The following is an 18,945-nucleotide window of genomic DNA, read 5'->3' as shown; positions in this document are numbered from 1 at the left end:
GAGCATGGAATTGCGTGCAGATCTGCTGATTGTCGGCGCCGGTATGGTCGGCAGCGCCCTGGCGCTGGCGTTGCAGGGCAGTGGCCTGCAAGTGCTGTTGCTCGACGGCAGCCCGATGAGCGTCAAACCCTTTGATCCCCAGGCCGCGTTCGAGCCGCGGGTCAGTGCCTTGTCGACGGCCAGCCAGCGGATCCTCGATCGCCTGGGCGTCTGGGACGGCATCACCGCCCGCCGCGCCAGCCCCTATACCGACATGCACGTCTGGGACGGCAGCGGCACCGGGCAGATCCATTTCTCGGCCGCCAGCCTGCACGCCGAGGCGCTTGGGCACATCGTTGAAAACCGTGTTGTGCAGGACGCCTTGCTGGATCGACTGCATGACTGCGACCTGGGCCTGCTGGCCAATGCCCGGCTGGAACAGATGCGTCGTTCCGGTGACGACTGGCTGCTGACCCTGGCCGATGGCCGCACGTTGCGCGCGCCCCTGGTCATCGCTGCCGATGGGGCGAATTCCGCTGTGCGCCGCCTGACCGGCGTCGCCACGCGCGAATGGGATTACCTGCACCACGCCATCGTCACCAGCGTGCGCAGCGCCCGGCCGCATCGAATGACGGCCTGGCAGCGTTTTACCGACAACGGTCCGCTGGCGTTCCTGCCACTTGAGCGTGACGGTCAGCACGATTGGTGCTCGATCGTCTGGTCCACCACCCCCGGTGAAGCGCAGCGCTTGATGGCGCTCGATGAAACTCAATTCTGCAGCGAACTGGAACGGGCCTTCGAAGGCCAGCTCGGTACGGTACTGAGTGCCGACCCGCGCCTGTGCGTGCCGCTGCGCCAACGACATGCCAAGCGCTATGTGGCCGAAGGGCTGGCGTTGATCGGCGACGCGGCCCATACCATTCATCCGTTGGCCGGGCAGGGCGTGAACCTGGGCTTCCTCGATGCCGCCGTGCTGGCCGAAGTGCTGTTGCAGGCCGCCGGGCGTGGCGAACGACTGGCAGACGTGAAGGTGCTGAGCCGCTACGAGCGGCGACGCATGCCCCATAACCTGGCGCTGATGGCGGCGATGGAGGGGTTCGAGCGCTTGTTCCAGGCCGATCCACTGCCGGTGCGCTGGTTGCGTAACACCGGGCTGAAGCTGGTGGACCGCATGCCTGAGGCCAAGGCGTTGTTCGTGCGCGAGGCGCTGGGGTTGATTGGGGATTTGCCGGATTTGGCCAAGGCCTGAGAGGTGTATTGGGGCTTATGGCCCTATCGCGGGCAAGCCTTGCTCCCACAAACTCTTGCACACCACAGGTGTGTAATGTGGGACAAGCTTTTGTGGGAGCAAGGCTTGCCCGCGATGGCGGACGCAAAACACGGCAGATCTCAAAGCTGCAACATTTGGAAATGTGTCCAGCCATTGTTCGATTGAGATGCCAAATGTGAGTCCTTATCATTTGCGCTTCGCTCACCATCCAGAGACCGCTACCATGTTGGCAACCAAGCGCCTGCTGTCCGCCCTCGCCTTGACCCTGATCGGCACCACTGCCGCCCAGGCCGCCGATGAGGTGGTGGTCTACTCCTCGCGTATCGATGAACTGATCAAGCCGGTCTTCGATGCCTACACCAAGAAAACCGGCGTGTCGGTGAAGTTCATCACCGACAAGGAAGCGCCGCTGATGCAGCGGATCAAGGCCGAAGGCGAGAACGCCACTGCCGACCTGCTGCTCACCGTCGACGCCGGCAACCTCTGGCAAGCCGAGCAGATGGGCATTCTCCAGCCGTTCACGTCGCCGGTGATCGACGCCAACATCCCGTCCCAGTATCGCGCCTCTTCCCACGCCTGGACCGGCTTGAGCCTGCGGGCGCGGACCATTGTCTACTCCACCGAACGGGTCAAAACCAGCGAATTGACCACCTATGAAGCGCTGGCTGGCAAAGAGTGGGAAGGCCGCCTGTGCCTGCGGACCTCGAAGAAGGTCTACAACCAGTCCCTGACCGCCACGCTGATCGAAACCCACGGGGCGGAAAAAACCGAGGAAATCCTCAAGGGCTGGGTCAAGAACCTGTCCACCGACGTGTTCTCCGACGACACCGCGCTGCTTGAAGCAATCAACGCTGGCCAGTGCGATGTCGGCATCGTCAACACCTACTACTATGGCCGCCTGCACCAGCAGAAGCCGGACCTGAAGGTGAAGCTGTTCTGGCCGAACCAGGCCGACCGCGGCGTGCACATCAACCTCTCGGGCATTGGCCTGACCAAGCATGCACCGCATCCGGAAGCCGCGAAGAAACTGGTGGAGTGGATGACCACGGCGGAAGCGCAAAACATCTTCGCCGACGTGAACCAGGAATTCCCGGCCAACCCGAAAGTCGAGCCGTCCAAGGAAGTGGCAGCCTGGGGCAAGTTCAAGGCTGATACCCTGCCGGTGGAAGTCGCGGGTAAGCGCCAGGCCGAAGCCATTCGCCTGATGGATCGCGCTGGCTGGAACTGAGACCTGTGGTGAGGGAGCTCGCTCCCGCCGGGCCTGTAGGAGCTGTGTAGGAGCTGTCGAGTGTAACGAGGCTGCGATCTTTCCCCAGACACTTGAATCTCAAGCGAAAGATCAAAAGATCAAAAGATCAAAAGATCGCAGGCTTCGCCAGCTCCTACAGAGCCCAGCGGGAGCAAGCTCCCTCGCCACATGACCGTTTGTTTAACGAGAGTATTCCTTGGCCCACCCCGCCCAACGCCGCTGGTATCCCCTGGTCTTCGCCATCGCCGCGCTGGTCCTGCTGCCCCTTAGCGTCTTGTTACTGTCCTGGCAGAGCATCGACCAACAGATCTGGTCCCACTTGTGGGATACGCAAATGCCACGCTTGTTGGGCAACACCCTCACGTTGATCCTTGGCGTGGGTGTCGGTGTGACGTTGCTGGGTGTCAGTCTGGCCTGGCTCACCAGTCTGTGTGAGTTCCCCGGACGACGTTGGCTCGACTGGGCGTTGATGCTGCCGTTCGCGATTCCGGCCTATGTGTTGGCGTTTGTCTTCGTGGGCCTGCTGGATTTTGCCGGCCCCGTGCAGACGCTGATGCGTGAATGGTTCGGCAGCGGCCTGCGCCTGCCCCGGGTTCGCTCCACCGGCGGGGTGATCCTGGTGCTGGTGCTGGTCTTTTACCCTTACGTCTATTTGCTGGCGCGCAGTGCCTTCCAGGCCCAGGGCAAGGGCTTGATGGAAGCCGCCCGGGTGCTCGGGCAATCGCCGTGGCAGGCGTTCTGGCGCGTGGCGCTGCCGATGGCCCGACCGGCCATCGGTGCGGGCGTGGCGCTGGCGCTGATGGAAACCCTGGCGGATTTCGGCGCGGTGTCAGTGTTCAACTTCGACACCTTCACCACCGCCATCTACAAGACCTGGTACGGCTTCTTCAGCCTCTCCAGCGCAGCCCAGTTGGCCAGCCTGCTGTTGCTGGCGGTGATGCTGGTGCTCTACGGCGAACGCCGGGCTCGCGGCGCTCATCGAGCCAGCAACGAGCGGCCCCGGGTCAAGGCGTTGTACACGTTGCGCGGTCTCAAGGCCGTGGCAGCCAGCAGTTGGTGTTTCCTGGTATTCGCCTGTGCCTTTGTCATTCCGGTGCTGCAGTTGGTGGTGTGGTTCTGGCAACGCGGTCGTTTCGACCTGGATGAGCGTTATGCCGGGCTGATCGTCCACACCCTCTACCTCGGCGGCCTGGCGGCGCTGGTCACCGTTTGCGTGGCCTTGCTGCTGGCGTTCGCCCGGCGGCTGGCGCCGACCCGGCCGATTCGTGCCGGTGTCGGCCTGGCGAACCTGGGCTATGCCTTGCCCGGTTCGGTGCTGGCGGTGTCGATCATGCTTGCGTTCAGCTACCTGGACCGTGAGCTGGTCATCCCGCTGTCGAGCTGGCTCGGCGGGGCAGGCAAGCCGTTGTTGCTGGGTAGCCTGTCGGCGCTGCTGCTGGCGTACCTGGTGCGCTTCCTGGCCGTGGCCTACGGTCCATTGGAAAGCAGCCTGGCGCGAATTCGTCCGTCTTTGCCCGAGGCTGCACGCAGCCTTGGGGTCAGTGGGCCACGACTGTTTTTCAAAGTGTATCTGCCGTTGCTGTTGCCCGGCACCTTGAGCGCGGCGTTGCTGGTGTTCGTTGATGTGCTCAAGGAAATGCCCGCCACCCTGCTGATGCGCCCGTTCGGCTGGGACACGCTGGCGGTGCGGATCTTCGAGATGACCAGCGAAGGGGAGTGGGCCCGCGCCGCGCTGCCGGCGCTGACGTTGGTACTGGTGGGGTTGTTACCGGTCATCGGATTGATACGACGTTCGGCCCATCGAAACAGCTAGGTGTCAGTCCCACCTCATGCGGCTACAATGCGCGGCATTCGGTGCGGTCCGTCTGTCGGACCGGGCAACTGAGAACGTCAGAAAACTCCTTTTTTTCAGACGTTCGCGCTACTCAGTGTCCGTCCGCACCTTCGCCAAGCCCGGAAGGAGAAACCCATGGGACAGCGTACGCCTCTGTATGACCTTCATCTCGCCCTTGGCGCGAAGATGGTCGATTTTGGCGGTTGGGATATGCCTTTGCACTACGGCTCGCAAGTCGAGGAACACCATCAGGTGCGTCGCGACTGCGGAGTGTTCGATGTCTCCCACATGACCGTGATCGATGTCGCGGGCGTCCAGGCCAAGGTCTGGCTGCAGCGCTTGCTGGCCAATGACGTCGATCGTTTGCAAGACACAGGCAGTGCCTTGTACAGCGCGATGCTCAATGAGCGCGGCGGCATCGTCGACGACATGATCATCTACCGGGTCGAGGACGGCTATCGGCTGGTCTTCAACGCCTCGACTCGCGATCAGGATCTGGCCTGGATGCAGGCACAGCTCGGTGATTACGACGTGCAACTGCATGAGCGCCCCGAGCTGGCGATGCTGGCGATCCAGGGCCCCCAGGCCCGGCAGAAGATTGCCGAACTGGTGACCCAGCCGCGTGGGCAAATCATCCAGCAACTCAAGCCTTTCGAAGGTCGCGTCGACGGCGAATGGTTCATCGCCCGGACCGGCTACACCGGCGAAGATGGCCTGGAAATCGTCCTGCCCGCCCAGGAGGCCCCGAGTTTCTTCAATGACCTGGTAGGTGCTGGCATTTCGCCAATTGGCCTCGGCGCCCGTGATACCTTGCGCCTGGAGGCCGGCATGAACCTCTACGGTCAGGACATCAACCAGGACGTTTCGCCGCTGGCCTCGAACATGGCCTGGAGCATCGCCTGGGAACCGGCGAGCCGTCAGTTCATCGGGCGCGGTGCGCTGGAAGCCGAGCTTGCCAGCGGTGTGCAGCACAAACTGGTCGGGCTGGTGCTGGAAGAGCGGGGTGTCTTGCGCGCCCATCAGGTGGTTCGCATCGCCAATGTTGGCGAAGGGGAGATCACCAGTGGTAGTTTTTCTCCTACGCTTAGCAAGTCGATCGCCCTGGCACGTGTTCCGATGGCTACGGCTGACCGGGCCGAGGTGGAAATTCGCGGTAAGTGGTACCCGGTACGGGTGGTCAAACCGACCTTCGTCCGCCATGGCAAAACCCTGATCTAACCTTTTGCGGCGGGCCGCTGGCCGCTGACACTTTCTCTTGAGGACACAGAATATGAGTGATATCTCTGCCGAACTGCGTTTTGCCGAAAGCCATGAGTGGGCACGCCTGGAAGCTGACGGTACCGTCACCGTAGGCATCAGCGATCATGCGCAGGAAGCCTTGGGCGATGTGGTATTTGTCGAGCTGACTGAAGTCGGTAAGGTCTTTGGCGCAGGTGACCAGGCCGGTGTGGTCGAGTCGGTCAAAGCTGCTTCCGATATCTATTCCCCAATTGCAGGTGAAGTGATCGCGGTCAACGAAGAGCTGAGCGGCTCGCCTGAGCTGCTCAACTCTGATCCGTACGGCGCCTGGATCTTCAAGCTCAAGCCAAGCGACAAGGATGAGCTGGACAAGCTGCTCGATGCGGCAGGTTACCAGGCCGCTATCGGCGAATAACCCGGATCCAATGTGGGAGCGGGCTTGCTCGCGAAAGCGGTGTGTCAGTTTCAGTGTTGTTGACTGATACACCGCTTTCGCGAGCAAGCCCGCTCCCACACAGGGTACTGCGTACAGCCTGATAATATTTTCGGGCAAAAAAAATGCCGCTCCCATCGAGCGGCATTTTTTATTGGCCGGGAATCAGTCCTGGGCGACGGCGTTTTTCGCCAGGATCGCGTTGGCCAGTTCCATGTCGGTGGCTTGCAGGCCTGGGTTGTCGGCACGCACTTTCTGCATCGCCGCTTCCAGGTAGGGGCCACGGATACCGCCATCACTGGCGACGAAGCTGCCGGCGTCGTCCTGAGCCGCGACGATCAGCTTGTTATCCTTGAAGGTCAGGTAGGTGGAACCGGTGGTCGCACCGGATGAGATGACGTTACGCCAAAACGTGTCGGCCATTGCCGAGCCAACAGGAAGAGACAGCAAGGCTAGGGTAGCGACAGCAAGTTTGAGACGCATGATAGGTGACTCCACTGGGTTAACTATGACGTTGGATTACCTGCGCCTCTATTCAGTTCCATGCCTTGTCAGTCAGCCCGTTCCACCTGCAGCACCGCGCCATCTTGCGCCACCACCCTGACCCGCGTGCCCACGGACGACTCGGGCCCCTTGGCCAACCAGACGCTGTCGGCCACCTTGATCTTGCCACGGCCATCGACAATCGCTTCATGAACCTGGAAGACCTTGCCGATCAGCTCTTGCCCGCGCAGGTTCAGGTGCGGCTGATCGCTTTCGCGCACCGCGCTGCGCTGGCGTCGCCACCAGTACAGCGCTGTTGCGATGGCGAACAGGCCGAACAACAGGAACTGCAGCTCCCACGGCATCTGCGGCAGGATGAACGTGAGCACGCCGACCGCCGCGGCGGCCATGCCGATCCACAGCAAGTAGCCGCCGGCGCCGAACACTTCAAGGATCAGCAGGATGACGCCCAGCGCTAGCCAGTCCCAGTACGACATGTTTTGCAGGAACATCCACATACGCGCGCCTCAGGCTTTCTTGCTGTCGAAGGTGGCCCGGACGATCTCGCCGATGCCGCCGACCGCACCGATGACCTGGCTGGCTTCCAGCGGCATCAGGATCACCTTGCTGTTGTTGGCGGAAGCCAGTTTGCCCAGCGCATCGATGTACTTCTGCGCGACGAAGTAGTTCACGGCCTGGACGTTGCCGTCGGCAATCGCCTGGGACACCACCTGGGTGGCCAGCGCTTCGGCTTGTGCCTGGCGCTCGCGGGCCTCGGACTCCAGGAACGCGGCCTGGCGGCTGCCCTCGGCCTCGAGGATTTGCGCCTGCTTCTTGCCTTCGGCGGTGAGAATCGCCGACGCGCGCAGGCCCTCGGCTTCGAGGATCTGGGCACGCTTGATACGTTCGGCTTTCATCTGCCCCGACATGGCGGCCATGAGGTCGGCCGGCGGGCTGATGTCCTTGATCTCGATCCGGGTGATCTTGATCCCCCACGGCGCTGTGGCTTCATCGACGGTGCGCAGCAGTTTTTCGTTGATACCGTCGCGCTGGCTCAGCATCGCGTCCAGCTCCATGGACCCCAGCACGGTACGGATATTGGTTTGCAGCAGGTTGCGGATGGCGTGTTCGAGGTTGTTGACCTCGTAGGCCGCCTGGGCCGTATTGACCACCTGGAAGAAACACACGGCGTCGATCTGTACCGTGGCGTTGTCGGCAGTGATGACTTCCTGGGGCGGGATGTCCAGCACGCTTTCCATGACATTGATCTTGCGCCCGATGCGATCCATCACCGGGATGATGATGTTCAGGCCGGGCTTGAGCGTATTGGTGTAGCGGCCGAACCGCTCGACGGTCCATTGGTAGCCCTGGGGCACGACCTTGAAACCCATGAACAGGATGGCGACCACGAGGCCGATGAAAAGTAAAAGTACGCTACCGATCTGCATGACGGTTCCCTGTGCGAATTGAGATGGACCTGCGAGCCCTGAGTGTAGGGCACGCGGCCAGTATCATCACTCTGTGGGAGCAAAGCTTGCTCGCGAGGCAGGCGCCTTGCTTCCCCGGGAGACCGCGTCATTTTCATCGCGGGCAAGCCTTGCTCCCACAGCCTCTCGCCACAGGTGCTGCCACAGCTACTTCTGCTCGCTCTGCGGCGTCACCCGCAGCACTTCCTCGACCGTGGTCAAGCCTGCCGCCACCTTTTGCGCCCCCGACAGCCGCAGGCTGCGCATGCCTTCCTTGAACGCCTGGCGGCGCACGGCCAGCAGGTCGGTGTCGGGGTGGATCAAGGCCTTGACGCTGTCGGTCAGTTGCATGATTTCGTAGACGCCGGCGCGGCCGCGGTAACCGGTGTCACGGCATTCCAGGCAGCCGACGGCCTGTTGGGCATTGCTCGGCAGCGGCGCCTGCCAGGGCCGCGTCAGGGTTTGCCAGTCATCTTCATCCAGGGTCAGGGGGGCCTTGCATTGCGGGCACAAGGTGCGCACCAGGCGCTGGGCCATGACCCCGAGCACGGTGGCCTTGATCAGGTAATGGGGCACTCCCAGCTCCAGCAGGCGACTGATGGCGCTCGGCGCGTCGTTGGTGTGCAGTGTCGACAGCACAAGGTGCCCGGTGAGCGCCGCCTGGATCGCCATCTCGGCGGTCTCCAGGTCGCGGATCTCACCGATCATGATGATGTCCGGGTCTTGCCGCATCAGCGCCCGCACCCCGGCAGCGAAGGTCAGGTCAATGTTGTGCTGGACCTGCATCTGGTTGAAAGAGGCCTCGACCATTTCAATCGGGTCCTCGATGGTGCAGAGGTTCACTTCCGGCGTTGCCAGCTTCTTGAGGGTGGTATAGAGCGTGGTGGTCTTGCCGGAACCGGTAGGCCCGGTCACCAGGATGATGCCGTTGGGCTGGCGGGTCATGTCCTGCCAGCGGCGCAGGTCGTCGGCGGAGAAGCCGAGTTGGTCGAAGTCCTTGAGCAGCACTTCCGGGTCGAAAATCCGCATGACCATTTTTTCGCCGAACGCGGTGGGCAAGGTCGACAGGCGCAATTCCACTTCGCCGCCGTCCGGGGTCTTGGTCTTGACCCGGCCGTCCTGGGGTTTGCGTTTTTCCGCGACGTTCATCCGCCCCAGGCTCTTGAGGCGGCTGACGATTGCCATCGTGACCTGCGGCGGGAACTGATAGACGGTGTGCAGCACGCCGTCGATGCGAAATCGCACGGTGCCCTGTTCGCGGCGCGGTTCGATGTGGATGTCACTGGCGCGCTGCTGGAAGGCGTACTGGAACAGCCAGTCGACGATATTGACGATGTGGGCGTCGTTGGCGTCCGGCTCCTGGTCGCTGGCGCCCAGGTTGAGCAACTGTTCGAAATTGCTCAGGTTGCTCGGCTGCTGGTCGACCGTGGTGGCGCCGCTGACCGATTTGGCCAGGCGATAGAACTCCACGCTCAAGCGCTGGATGTCCACCGGGTTGGCGATCACCCGCTTGATCGGCAGCTTGAGCACGTGGGTCAGGTCGGCTTCCCAGCTGTTGACGTAGGGCTGTGCGCTGGCGACGGTGACGGCGTCACGATCGACCGCCACCGCAAGGATCTTGTGGCGCTGGGCAAAGGCGTAGGACATCAAGGGCGTCACGGCCGCGACGTTGATTTTCAACGGGTCGATGCGCATGTAGGGCTGGTCGGCCTGCTGGGACAACCACAGGGTCAGGTTCTCCAGGTCCAGGCGCTTGCCGGGCCGGCTGAGGTCGTCCAGGTGCTGGTTGGCGATGAACTCCAGCGGATGCAACTGGCTATTGGCGCTGTGGCGTCGGCGGGCGTTCAGCGCGGTTTCGGCTGAGTCCTGGCTGATGAGGCCCTGGGTGACCAGTTGGCGCAGCAGATCGTTGAGGTCCAGCCAGCGGTCCTGAGTGGCGTGTTTGGTGGACATGCGGGTTCCTATTGGACAATTGCAGCAAAGCCGCGATACAGACGCCTCGGCGTCCTCGCTCGGTCTGCAAAAGAATAGTCCCGACGCTGTAGACCGTTGGGCCACTACCCGACCAATGCGTTGCGAAATTTTGCCCGTGGACGCTCATCCCGCTGCGTGGGCCGGCCCAACGTGCGCAATATCAGCGTCTTGCAGGTCCACCGAGCAGACGCTGATCAGGTTACGTAGTTTTTCAGCGATGACCTGGGCACGGTGCCAGCTCAGCCCGTCCATGACGATGTCCAGCGATAGCATATCGCCTTGGCGTTCGACATGAACCCGCTGCGGCGTCAGGCCCTGCAAGGCAAACAGGTTCAACGCCCGGCACAGTAAATCCGGCTCGGCTTCGGCCAATATCTGGTACTGCACCCGGCAATGGGTATTGGCGGCGTGCCAGACGTCGGCGCGGGTCGGGGCGATGGCAACGGCTTCGAGTGAGGGCATGTTCGATCTCCTTGGTGGCGGGAGAAATATTTACATGCGAGGCGGGGTATTTCTTATCTAAGATGAGTGATTCTGGCGATGTTTTGAATCGCTTGATTCTCTAAATCAATCATTTCGGGTTTGATCATGCACAGCGAACTGGATAGCTACGACCGCAGGATACTGGCGCTGCTGCAGGAGGATGCCTCGCTGTCCAGCGCGCAGATCGCCGAGCAGGTCGGCTTGTCTCAATCGCCGTGCTGGCGGCGGATCCAGCGGATGAAGGAGGAGGGCATCATTCGCGGCCAGGTGACCCTGCTGGATCGCAAGAAAATCGGCCTCAACACGCAGATCTTCGCCGAAATCAAACTCAACGCCCACGGCCGTTCGAACTTCACCGAATTCACCGAGGCGATCCGCGGCTTCCCCGAAGTGCTGGAGTGTTACGTGCTGATGGGGGCGGTGGATTTTCTGTTGCGCATCGTCACGGCGGATATCGAGGCGTATGAGCGATTCTTTTTCGAAAAGCTGTCGATGGTGCCGGGGATCCAGGAAGTGAACTCGATCGTGGCGCTGTCGGAGATCAAGTCGACGACGAGTTTGCCGGTGCTGCGGTAGTTGAATCTGAGGTGAATTCACCGGCCCCTTCGCGAGCAAGCCCGCTCCCACAATGGGCCTCTACCGTACACACATGTTGTGTTCGCTGAAGATCCAGTGTGGGAGCGGGCTTGCTCGCGAAAGCAATATGCCCGACGCCGAAGATATCTCGGTTACAGGCGCAGCAAAGTCTTCCAGGCCCGATTCTGGTAAACCGCAATCGCCTGTTGCTTGCGGGCATCCAGCGTTTCGTCGGTGATCGGTTGGTTGGCCAGTTGCGCCAGTTTGTTCAGTTCACCATAGAGGCGATCCATTTCCGGGATCTCCAGCACATGGCGGGCGTGGTGTAGCCAGCCCTGGATACGTTCGATGCGCGGCAGTTGCTCGGCGAGGTCTTCCGGCTGCTGCTGATAGCGTTGCAGTTGCAGGGACGAGGATTCTTCGCCCAGCAGGCGCGGCAGCCAGCTGCCCAGTTGCGCCGCGCCCTGGCGATTGCCACGGGTGTTGCGCTCGGCGGCCCAGCTGCGCGCCAGCAGCCAGCGTGAAGTGTTGAGGGAAAACAGGCCCCAGCGCGGGTCTTGCAGCTCTTCAAGGAACTGTTCCGGCGCCGCCTTGCGCACGTCTTCGTCATCCAGGCCGGCTTGGACCAGTGGGCGCCAGTCTTCCAGCAACGCGTCCAGGGCCAGGCGCAAGTCGTGGGTCGATTGGCGCGGCGCGGCCTGGCCGAGGCTGCTGAGCAGGGCACGCAGTTCGGCGAGGTTTTCCACCCAGTCCTGCAGCAGGCGCCAATGGCCGTTGAAACGGTATTGTTCGGCCAGGCGCTGGCTGCTGCCGAGCAGATGCCAGCTCAGCGCGGCGAAGGCGTCATCCAGCGGCGTTTCGGCGGTCAGTTGTGGCGCTGGCAGGCTCAGGGCGTAGCTGCCCGCGTCATACAGGCGATAGCCACGCTCGGCCTTGCTGATGTCGCAGGGCATCAGGGGCAGGGTCGCGGCCAGCTCGGCGGCCAGTTCCAGCAGGGCGGCGGGTTCGCCTTCGCGCAGTTCCAGCTCCAGTTCGCAGATTTCTTCCTTCTGCTTGCCGACCACCACATGGCCCAGGTCCAGGGCGGCTTCGATGACGACCTTGCTTTTGCCACGGCCCCAGGCGATTTCAGCGCGTTCGCGAACGAAATCGGTGGTGAAGATGGCCTTGAGGGTTTTCTTGTCCAGTTCGGCCAAGGCCTCGGGCCAGCATTCGCCGTCGAGCTTCTTCAGGTCGAGCTTGGCCTTGGGCAGGTGCCAATCGTACTCGTTGCGCTCGGACAGGCCGGCGACGCTCTGGCCGCGGGTCTTGAGGGTCTGGATCACCTCTTCGCCGTCGCGACGCAGGCGCAGGGCGACCTTGGCCTGGGCCAGGTCACGCTCCGGCGTGTCGAAATACTGGTTCATCAGTTCGTGGCGTTCCCAGCCACTCTTGTTGCGTTTTTTCAGCAGCGGATGCTCGCGCAAGGCTGCCAGGGTCTCGCGGCTGACGCGGAGTTTGATTTCGGTTTCTTTCTGCATGGCCGGAAAATCCAGGGATCGGGTGTGCAGCCGGGGGAAGGTGTGGCTGCCAAGGCCGTGCAGTGTACAGGACTCACCCGCCCTAGGTTTATTCCTGGGGCCAGATGGTTCTATGATGAACGTCAATCTGTAAGCCCGGAGTCAGCGATGCCTTTGCCGTCCATGAAAGATCAATTCGCTGCCCTGATCGCCGCACCTTCGGTCAGTTGTACCCAGCCTGGGCTGGACCAGTCCAACAGTGCCGTGATCGAGCTGCTGGCAGGCTGGCTCACTGAGCTGGGGTTCTGCTGTGATATCCAGCAGGTCAGCCCTGGCAAATTCAACCTGCTGGCCAGCTTCGGCAGCGGCCCCGGCGGCCTGGTACTGGCTGGCCACAGCGACACGGTGCCGTTCGACGGCGCGTTGTGGCAGACCGATCCGCTGAAGCTCACCGAGGTCGATGGCCGCTGGGTCGGCCTGGGCAGTTGTGACATGAAGGGTTTTTTCGCCTTGGTCATCGAAGCGGTCAAGCCGCTGCTGGACCAACCGTTCAAGCAACCGCTGCTGATCCTTGCGACCTGCGACGAAGAAAGCTCCATGGCCGGCGCCCGTGCCCTGGCCGATGCCGGTCGACCACTGGGGCGTGTGGCGGTGATCGGTGAACCGACCGGCCTGCGGCCGATTCGCCTGCACAAAGGCGTGATGATGGAGCGCATCGACATTCTCGGGCGCAGCGGCCATTCCTCCGATCCGAGCCTGGGCCACAGCGCGCTGGAAGCCATGCACGATGCCATGGGCGAATTGCGCGGCCTGCGCCTGCAATGGCAGCGTGAGTTCCGTAATCCGCAGTTCACCGTGCCGCAACCGACGCTGAACTTCGGTTGCATCCATGGTGGCGACAATCCCAACCGCATCTGCGGCCAGTGCTCCATGGAATTCGACCTGCGACCCTTGCCGGGCATGGATCCGCAGGTGCTGCGGGCGGCGATCCAACAGAAGTTGGACCCCATCGCCGAACGCCATAAAGTCAAGATCGACTACGCACCGCTGTTCCCCGAAGTGCCACCCTTCGAGCAGGCCGAAGACTGCGAGCTGGTACGGGTGGCCGAGCGACTCACCGGCCATCGTGCCGAAGCAGTGGCGTTTGGCACCGAAGCGCCTTATCTTCAGCGCCTTGGCTGCGAAACCCTGGTGCTCGGCCCTGGCGATATCGCCTGCGCCCACCAGCCGGGCGAGTACCTTGAAATGTCACGTTTGCAACCTACCGTACAGTTGTTGCGGCAGTTGATCGGCCATTACTGCCTGACGCCGGCCACGGCCGGTTAAATTGCGCCCTTGCGGGGCCGTATTCATCACATGAGGAGAGCGCGCGTGTCGCCAAGCCTGTTCCGACGATAACCACCAGCCCCGTTGTGCGTTCTGTTTCGTCTTTGTTTTGGCTGTTATTTATTACAGGTCCAGGTTCATGCCCGAATACGTCAATTGGCTTCGTCACGCTTCGCCCTACATCAACGCCCACCGCGATTGCACCTTCATCGTCATGCTGCCCGGCGACGGGGTGGAACACCCTAATTTCGGCAACATCGTCCATGACCTGGTGCTGCTGCACAGCCTCGGCGTGCGCCTGGTGCTGGTCCATGGTTCGCGCCCGCAGATCGAGACCCGCCTTGCTGCACGGGGCCTCACGCCCCATTACCACCACGGCATGCGCATCACCGATGCGGCGACGCTGGAGTGTGTGATCGACGCGGTCGGCCAGTTGCGCATCGCCATCGAGGCGCGCCTGTCCATGGACATGGCGTCCTCGCCCATGCAGGGCTCGCGGCTGCGGGTCGCCAGCGGCAACCTGGTCACCGCGCGTCCCATCGGCGTGCTCGAAGGCGTGGATTATCACCACACCGGTGAAGTGCGTCGGGTCGATCGCAAGGGCATCAATCGCCTGCTGGACGAGCGCTCCATCGTGCTGCTGTCGCCGTTGGGTTATTCGCCCACCGGCGAGATCTTCAACCTGGCCTGTGAAGACGTTGCCACCCGCGCAGCCATCGACCTGGCGGCCGACAAACTGCTGCTGTTCGGTGCCGAGCAGGGGCTTATTGGTGAAGACGGGCGGTTGGTGCGTGAGTTGCGCCCGCAACAGGTCCCGGCCCACATGCAACGCCTGGGCAGCGACTATCAGGCCGAATTGCTGGACGCGGCGGCCCAGGCCTGTCGGGGCGGCGTCGCCCGCAGCCATATCGTCAGCTATGCCGAGAACGGTGCGCTGCTGGCCGAACTGTTCACCCGCGATGGCAGCGGTACGCTGGTGGCCCAGGAGCAATTCGAGGTGGTGCGCGAAGCGGCCATCGAAGACGTCGGCGGCCTGCTGGACCTGATCAGCCCGCTGGAAGAACAGGGGATTCTGGTGCGTCGCTCCCGCGAAGTGCTGGAGCGCGAAATCGAACAGTTCAGCGTGGTCGAGCGCGAAGGCATGATCATCGCTTGTGCGGCGTTGTACCAGATTGCCGATTCGGACGCCGGGGAACTGGCCTGCCTGGCGGTGAACCCGGAATACCGCCACGGTGGCCGGGGCGATGAACTGCTGGAACGGATCGAAACCCGCGCCCGCGCCCAGGGGCTCAAGACGTTGTTCGTACTGACGACCCGGACTGCCCACTGGTTCCGCGAACGTGGCTTTGAACCCAGCAGTGTCGAGCGCCTGCCGGCGGCGCGGGCATCGCTCTACAACTATCAGCGTAATTCGAAGATCTTCGAAAAGGCCCTGTAACCCCCTGGTCATTCCTACCTGCGTGGGACTGTCGCAGGTTGCGTCTTTTTGATTTCAGACAATGAATCGTCAGGCGCATAGCGATCAAGATCGCAACCTTCGCAGTTCCCGGCGCGTAGCCAATGAGCATCAAGAGCATGCCTCTACGCCGAGGATTTCCTTTTTGGGAGGTCCCGACAGAAAACCATTCAGTAATCAGCAGGCTGGCCGATACGCCGGGTCACGGTTGACGAAGCTTGGATGACGGCTATATTCCCAAACGAGCTGAAAACTGTTGAAACAATTCTTTTTGGGATTATAAAGAATCCATTATCCTGCGGGCCGATGTAGAGGGGTTAGACCATAGTCGTAGTGATAAATGCTTACGATTGACTTGTTAGTCACGGTCTGGCGCTAATCGCGCATCCGCGGATTCCGGGCGTTCGATCCGGAGCCAAAGACACACAAGAATTAGAAAACGAGAGGAGCGAAGCATGAACAAGTCCACCTTGGCCCTGGCTGTGGCCGTTGGGGTTCTGGCGCAGCAGGCAGGCGCCGCTGGTTTTATCGAAGACAGCAAGGCGTCTGTCAGTTCTCGTACGTTGTACTTTGATAACGATAACCGCGAAGGCGGTGCCGACCAGCGTGAAACCGCTACTGGTCTGAAGTTCGACTACAAGTCCGGCTTCACTCAAGGCGTCGTGGGGTTTGGTATTGATGCCCAGGCATTGGTGGGGATCCATCTCGATGGTGGCAAAGGCCAACACCCCAACAGCAACACCTTCGTTCCAAGCGACACCGATGGCTCCGCCGTGCACAACTGGAGCCGTCTGTCGGGCAACGTCAAGGCGCTGTTCTCCAAGACCGAAGCCCACCTGGGTGGTGCCCTGGCGCCTAACCTGCCGATCCTGGTCGCCAGCGACGGTCGTCTGCTGCCGCAAACCTTCGAAGGTGGCACCATCACCTCCAAGGACCTGGACAACGTAACGTTCAACGCTGGTCAGCTGGAACATGCTGTTGGTCGTGCATCGAGCAACCGTACCGGCTTGGCAGTCTCTGGTGGTACCGAGGAAAGCAATCAATTCCGCTACGCCGGTGCTGATTGGAAGGTCACCAAAGACCTGACCCTGCAGTACTACTACGCCAACCTGCAGGATTACTACAAGCAGCACTTCCTGGGCGCTGTACATGTTTTCCCGATCACCGAAGGCCAGTCGTTCAAGACAGACCTGCGTTACTTCGACAGTAGCTCGGATGGCCGCAACGGCGATGCGGGTTATGATTTCGATAACAACGGTGGCTATGCCAAAGAACAGGGTGTGGTCGATAACAAAACCTGGAGCGCCATGTTCACCTACTCCCTGGGTGGCAGTGCCTTCATGTTGGGTCACCAGCAAGTCGGTGATGACGGTGGTTTCGTTTACCTGAACCAGGGCAGCGTGCTTGATGGCAACGGCCGAAATGAAGGTGCCGGTGGTTCGAGCTTCTACCTGTTCACCGATAGCATGATCAACGGATTCGTCCGTGCCGGTGAAAACACCACCTTCGGTCAATACTCCTATGACTTCACCGGTCTGGGCGTTCCGGGCCTGAAAGCCGCTGTCGCCTACTTGCATGGTGAAAACATCAAGTCCACGACCGCAGGTGGAAGCGATTCGTCCGAGTGGGAACGCGACATGCGCTTGGATTACGTCGTCCAGCAAGGTGCTCTGAAAGGTTTCGGCACCACGCTGCGTCACGGTTCTTACCGCGGCACTGGTAGTGGTTCCGGCGCTGACCGGGATCAGACCCGCCTGATCTTCAACTACACTTACAACTTCATGTAAGACGTAGCGAAGTAAAAAAAGCCCCGCCCGGAAACACGCCGGACGGGGCTTTTGCGTTTCGGGTCTGGCCCACCCCTGTAGCCTTCCCCGAACCTTCTCCTCTTTTCAGCAACTCGAGGCCTTCTCGAAACCTCGGAAATGATCTTGGGCCGCTATGCGTTGTGGCGCCAGTGAACAGTTTTTATATTCCCTATAGATCTAGATAAATGGATATTTATTCTTTTTAAAGCAATCCAAACCGGTGCAAAGTTGGGCTCACAACAACCTCATCCAGGAGCCGCACCATGAGCCTCAGACTCGGCGATATCGCCCCCGACTTCGAACAGGATTCCAGCGCCGGCAAGATCCGCTTCCACGAATGGCTCGGCGACAGCTGGGGCGTGTTGTTCTCCCATCCGGCGGATTTCACCCCAGTTTGCACCACCGAGCTGGGCCTCACCGCCAAGCTCAAGGACGAGTTCGCCCAGCGCGGGGTCAAGGCCATTGCCCTTTCGGTCGACCCGGTGGACTCGCACCACAAGTGGATCGAGGACATCAACGAGACCCAGAACGCCGTGGTCAATTTTCCGATCCTGGCCGATGCCGACCGCAAGGTGTCGGACCTGTACGACCTGATCCACCCCAACGCCAGCGACACCTTGACCGTGCGCTCACTGTTCGTGATCGACCCGAACAAGAAAATCCGCCTGACCATCACCTACCCGGCCAGCACCGGGCGCAATTTCAACGAAATCCTGCGGGTGATCGACTCGCTCCAACTGACCGACAACTACAAAGTCGCCACCCCGGCCAACTGGCAGGACGGTGATGAAGTGGTGATCGTGCCGTCGCTCAAGGATGAAGAGGAACTCAAGCAGCGTTTTCCCAAGGGCTACCGCGCCGTGAAGCCTTACCTGCGCCTGACTCCACAGCCCAACAAGTAGAGCTTCGGATTTTCTTTAATGGCTGCAATCGCCTTCGCGAGCAAGCCCGCTCCCACAGGAGTACGCATTCCAATGTGGGAGCGGGCTTGCTCGCGAAGGCTGACTTCCGGTCTGCGCGGGACTCGGATTAGATACTTCCATAAGCAGGGTTTTGGCCGTTTCGACGGCCTTTTTTATTGCGCCAAGGAAAGTGAATTTAATATCTCAAAATCGCATAACCAAATGAATAAATATGATTTAAAGATATATGAATCCCCTGTTATGGTTTGACCCATGCAGCGAGATCGCCCACCGCGAATCGCACGTGACAGTTAAGGAATAGCAGGCATGTTGGTCGTCTTACTCGGTGGCAGCCCCAGCCAACGCTCCCGCTCCGGGGTGCTGCTGGAGCGGTCGCAACGCTGGTTGCAGCAGCAAGGTGTGGAAGTGGTGAGCTATCAGGTGCGCGACTTCCCGGCCGAAGATCTGCTCCATGCCCGCTTCGACAGCCCGAAGGTGGTCGACCTGCTGGCCCAGATCGAAAATGCCGACGGTTTGGTGATTGCCACGCCGGTGTACAAGGCGTCTTTTTCCGGTGCGCTGAAGACTGTGCTGGATCTGCTGCCTGAGCGCGCCCTGGCCCATAAAGTGGTGTTGCCGATGGCAACCGGCGGCAGTATCGCCCACATGTTGGCGGTGGACTACGCCCTCAAGCCGGTGTTGTCTGCGCTCAAGGCCCAGGAAATGCTCCATGGGATCTTTGCCGAGGACAGCCAGATCGCGTATGGCGAAGGCAGTGCCCAGGCGCAATTGACACCAGCATTGCAACAGCGTCTGGACGAGGCGCTGGAACAGTTTTTCAGCGCCATGGCCCGTCGGCCCAGGCCGCTGGACCCCAGTGTATTGAACGAACGTTTGTTGAGTGCTCGCTGGAGCATTTGAACCCCGAACACCCTGATTCAACTCACCTTACTCAGCCGCCAACGGCC

Annotated in this window: 17 protein-coding genes; 11 read left to right on the top strand and 6 right to left on the bottom strand. The window is 61.3% G+C overall.

All coding sequences use genetic code 11. From position 1 onward, the window contains the following. Positions 1–10 precede the first annotated feature (10 nt). The 5 genes from AD662_RS27075 (at position 11) to gcvH (ending at position 5,986) form a co-directional block, all read left to right on the top strand. Complete coding sequence (locus AD662_RS27075) at positions 11–1,228, top strand: 2-octaprenyl-3-methyl-6-methoxy-1,4-benzoquinol hydroxylase (RefSeq protein WP_174553539.1); 1,218 nt, start codon at positions 11–13, stop codon at positions 1,226–1,228. Between the two features lie 244 nt (positions 1,229–1,472). After that, entirely contained in the window at positions 1,473–2,477 is a 1,005-nt protein-coding gene (locus AD662_RS27070) for an extracellular solute-binding protein (protein WP_018610625.1), read from the top strand. A gap of 217 nt (positions 2,478–2,694) precedes the next feature. After that, entirely contained in the window at positions 2,695–4,311 is a 1,617-nt protein-coding gene (locus AD662_RS27065) for an ABC transporter permease (protein ID WP_018610623.1), read from the top strand. Positions 4,312–4,467: 156 nt separating this feature from the next. Then, positions 4,468–5,550: a glycine cleavage system aminomethyltransferase GcvT gene (gene gcvT, locus AD662_RS27060; RefSeq protein WP_053190051.1), complete on the top strand. Its 1,083-nt coding sequence runs from the start codon at positions 4,468–4,470 to the stop codon at positions 5,548–5,550. A gap of 52 nt (positions 5,551–5,602) precedes the next feature. After that, positions 5,603–5,986, top strand: a complete 384-nt coding sequence (gcvH, locus tag AD662_RS27055) for a glycine cleavage system protein GcvH (protein WP_018610618.1) — start codon at positions 5,603–5,605, stop codon at positions 5,984–5,986. Positions 5,987–6,169: 183 nt separating this feature from the next. Here the strand turns inward: gcvH and AD662_RS27050 are convergent, their stop codons facing one another. The 5 genes from AD662_RS27050 to AD662_RS27030 all read right to left on the bottom strand — a co-directional run bounded on the left by AD662_RS27050 (position 6,170) and on the right by AD662_RS27030 (position 10,389). Then, positions 6,170–6,490: a DUF2388 domain-containing protein gene (locus tag AD662_RS27050; RefSeq protein ID WP_172436019.1), complete on the bottom strand. Its 321-nt coding sequence runs from the start codon at positions 6,488–6,490 to the stop codon at positions 6,170–6,172. Positions 6,491–6,555: 65 nt separating this feature from the next. After that, the gene (locus AD662_RS27045; RefSeq protein ID WP_018610614.1) at positions 6,556–7,005 is read right to left on the bottom strand and encodes an NfeD family protein; all 450 of its coding nucleotides are present in this window, start codon (positions 7,003–7,005) and stop codon (positions 6,556–6,558) included. 9 nt (positions 7,006–7,014) lie between these two features. Continuing rightward, positions 7,015–7,935, bottom strand: a complete 921-nt coding sequence (locus AD662_RS27040) for an SPFH domain-containing protein (RefSeq protein WP_014340768.1) — start codon at positions 7,933–7,935, stop codon at positions 7,015–7,017. Positions 7,936–8,121: 186 nt separating this feature from the next. Next, a complete protein-coding gene (tfpB, locus tag AD662_RS27035) occupies positions 8,122–9,906 on the bottom strand; it encodes a type IV pilus assembly ATPase TfpB (RefSeq protein ID WP_014340767.1) in 1,785 nt (594 codons plus the stop codon). Positions 9,907–10,050: 144 nt separating this feature from the next. After that, positions 10,051–10,389: a hypothetical protein gene (locus tag AD662_RS27030; RefSeq protein WP_018610611.1), complete on the bottom strand. Its 339-nt coding sequence runs from the start codon at positions 10,387–10,389 to the stop codon at positions 10,051–10,053. Between the two features lie 126 nt (positions 10,390–10,515). Between AD662_RS27030 and AD662_RS27025 the strand changes: the two genes are divergently transcribed. Beyond that, positions 10,516–10,986: an Lrp/AsnC family transcriptional regulator gene (locus AD662_RS27025; RefSeq protein ID WP_018610608.1), complete on the top strand. Its 471-nt coding sequence runs from the start codon at positions 10,516–10,518 to the stop codon at positions 10,984–10,986. A 152-nt stretch (positions 10,987–11,138) separates the two neighbouring features. On the opposite strand, the gene AD662_RS27020 is transcribed toward AD662_RS27025, so the two are convergent. Further along, a complete protein-coding gene (locus tag AD662_RS27020) occupies positions 11,139–12,506 on the bottom strand; it encodes a CYTH domain-containing protein (protein WP_018610607.1) in 1,368 nt (455 codons plus the stop codon). A 147-nt stretch (positions 12,507–12,653) separates the two neighbouring features. Between AD662_RS27020 and argE the strand changes: the two genes are divergently transcribed. The 5 genes from argE to ssuE all read left to right on the top strand — a co-directional run bounded on the left by argE (position 12,654) and on the right by ssuE (position 18,898). Beyond that, on the top strand, positions 12,654–13,811 hold the full coding sequence (argE, locus tag AD662_RS27015) for an acetylornithine deacetylase (protein WP_053190050.1): 1,158 nt from the start codon (positions 12,654–12,656) through the stop codon (positions 13,809–13,811). A 139-nt stretch (positions 13,812–13,950) separates the two neighbouring features. Then, positions 13,951–15,249: an amino-acid N-acetyltransferase gene (gene argA, locus AD662_RS27010; RefSeq protein ID WP_018610603.1), complete on the top strand. Its 1,299-nt coding sequence runs from the start codon at positions 13,951–13,953 to the stop codon at positions 15,247–15,249. Between the two features lie 473 nt (positions 15,250–15,722). Next, positions 15,723–17,054, top strand: coding sequence for an OprD family porin (locus tag AD662_RS27005; RefSeq protein WP_024617265.1), 1,332 nt, complete (start codon positions 15,723–15,725; stop codon positions 17,052–17,054). Between the two features lie 284 nt (positions 17,055–17,338). Then, entirely contained in the window at positions 17,339–17,977 is a 639-nt protein-coding gene (locus AD662_RS27000; RefSeq protein ID WP_046063206.1) for a peroxiredoxin, read from the top strand. Positions 17,978–18,304: 327 nt separating this feature from the next. Further along, positions 18,305–18,898: an NADPH-dependent FMN reductase gene (gene ssuE / locus AD662_RS26995; protein WP_018610597.1), complete on the top strand. Its 594-nt coding sequence runs from the start codon at positions 18,305–18,307 to the stop codon at positions 18,896–18,898. Positions 18,899–18,945: the final 47 nt, after the last annotated feature.

The organism is Pseudomonas kilonensis, from assembly GCF_001269885.1.
Lineage (GTDB): Bacteria > Pseudomonadota > Gammaproteobacteria > Pseudomonadales > Pseudomonadaceae > Aquipseudomonas > Aquipseudomonas kilonensis.
Note: the sequence above shows the minus strand (reverse complement) of the source record. Positions and strands in the feature narration are given on the sequence as shown.

What these genes read in the sequence shown, in the direction of transcription:
- AD662_RS27045 (WP_018610614.1), bottom strand. Translation starts at nt 7,005, where the DNA reads ATGTGGATGTTCCTGCAAAACATGTCGTACTGGGACTGGCTAGCGCTG.
- gcvH (WP_018610618.1), top strand. Translation starts at nt 5,603, where the DNA reads ATGAGTGATATCTCTGCCGAACTGCGTTTTGCCGAAAGCCATGAGTGG.
- ssuE (WP_018610597.1), top strand. Translation starts at nt 18,305, where the DNA reads ATGTTGGTCGTCTTACTCGGTGGCAGCCCCAGCCAACGCTCCCGCTCC.
- AD662_RS27030 (WP_018610611.1), bottom strand. Translation starts at nt 10,389, where the DNA reads ATGCCCTCACTCGAAGCCGTTGCCATCGCCCCGACCCGCGCCGACGTC.
- gcvT (WP_053190051.1), top strand. Translation starts at nt 4,468, where the DNA reads ATGGGACAGCGTACGCCTCTGTATGACCTTCATCTCGCCCTTGGCGCG.
- AD662_RS27020 (WP_018610607.1), bottom strand. Translation starts at nt 12,506, where the DNA reads ATGCAGAAAGAAACCGAAATCAAACTCCGCGTCAGCCGCGAGACCCTG.
- AD662_RS27040 (WP_014340768.1), bottom strand. Translation starts at nt 7,935, where the DNA reads ATGCAGATCGGTAGCGTACTTTTACTTTTCATCGGCCTCGTGGTCGCC.
- argA (WP_018610603.1), top strand. Translation starts at nt 13,951, where the DNA reads ATGCCCGAATACGTCAATTGGCTTCGTCACGCTTCGCCCTACATCAAC.
- AD662_RS27000 (WP_046063206.1), top strand. Translation starts at nt 17,339, where the DNA reads ATGAGCCTCAGACTCGGCGATATCGCCCCCGACTTCGAACAGGATTCC.
- AD662_RS27070 (WP_018610625.1), top strand. Translation starts at nt 1,473, where the DNA reads ATGTTGGCAACCAAGCGCCTGCTGTCCGCCCTCGCCTTGACCCTGATC.
- AD662_RS27025 (WP_018610608.1), top strand. Translation starts at nt 10,516, where the DNA reads ATGCACAGCGAACTGGATAGCTACGACCGCAGGATACTGGCGCTGCTG.
- argE (WP_053190050.1), top strand. Translation starts at nt 12,654, where the DNA reads ATGCCTTTGCCGTCCATGAAAGATCAATTCGCTGCCCTGATCGCCGCA.
- AD662_RS27005 (WP_024617265.1), top strand. Translation starts at nt 15,723, where the DNA reads ATGAACAAGTCCACCTTGGCCCTGGCTGTGGCCGTTGGGGTTCTGGCG.
- tfpB (WP_014340767.1), bottom strand. Translation starts at nt 9,906, where the DNA reads ATGTCCACCAAACACGCCACTCAGGACCGCTGGCTGGACCTCAACGAT.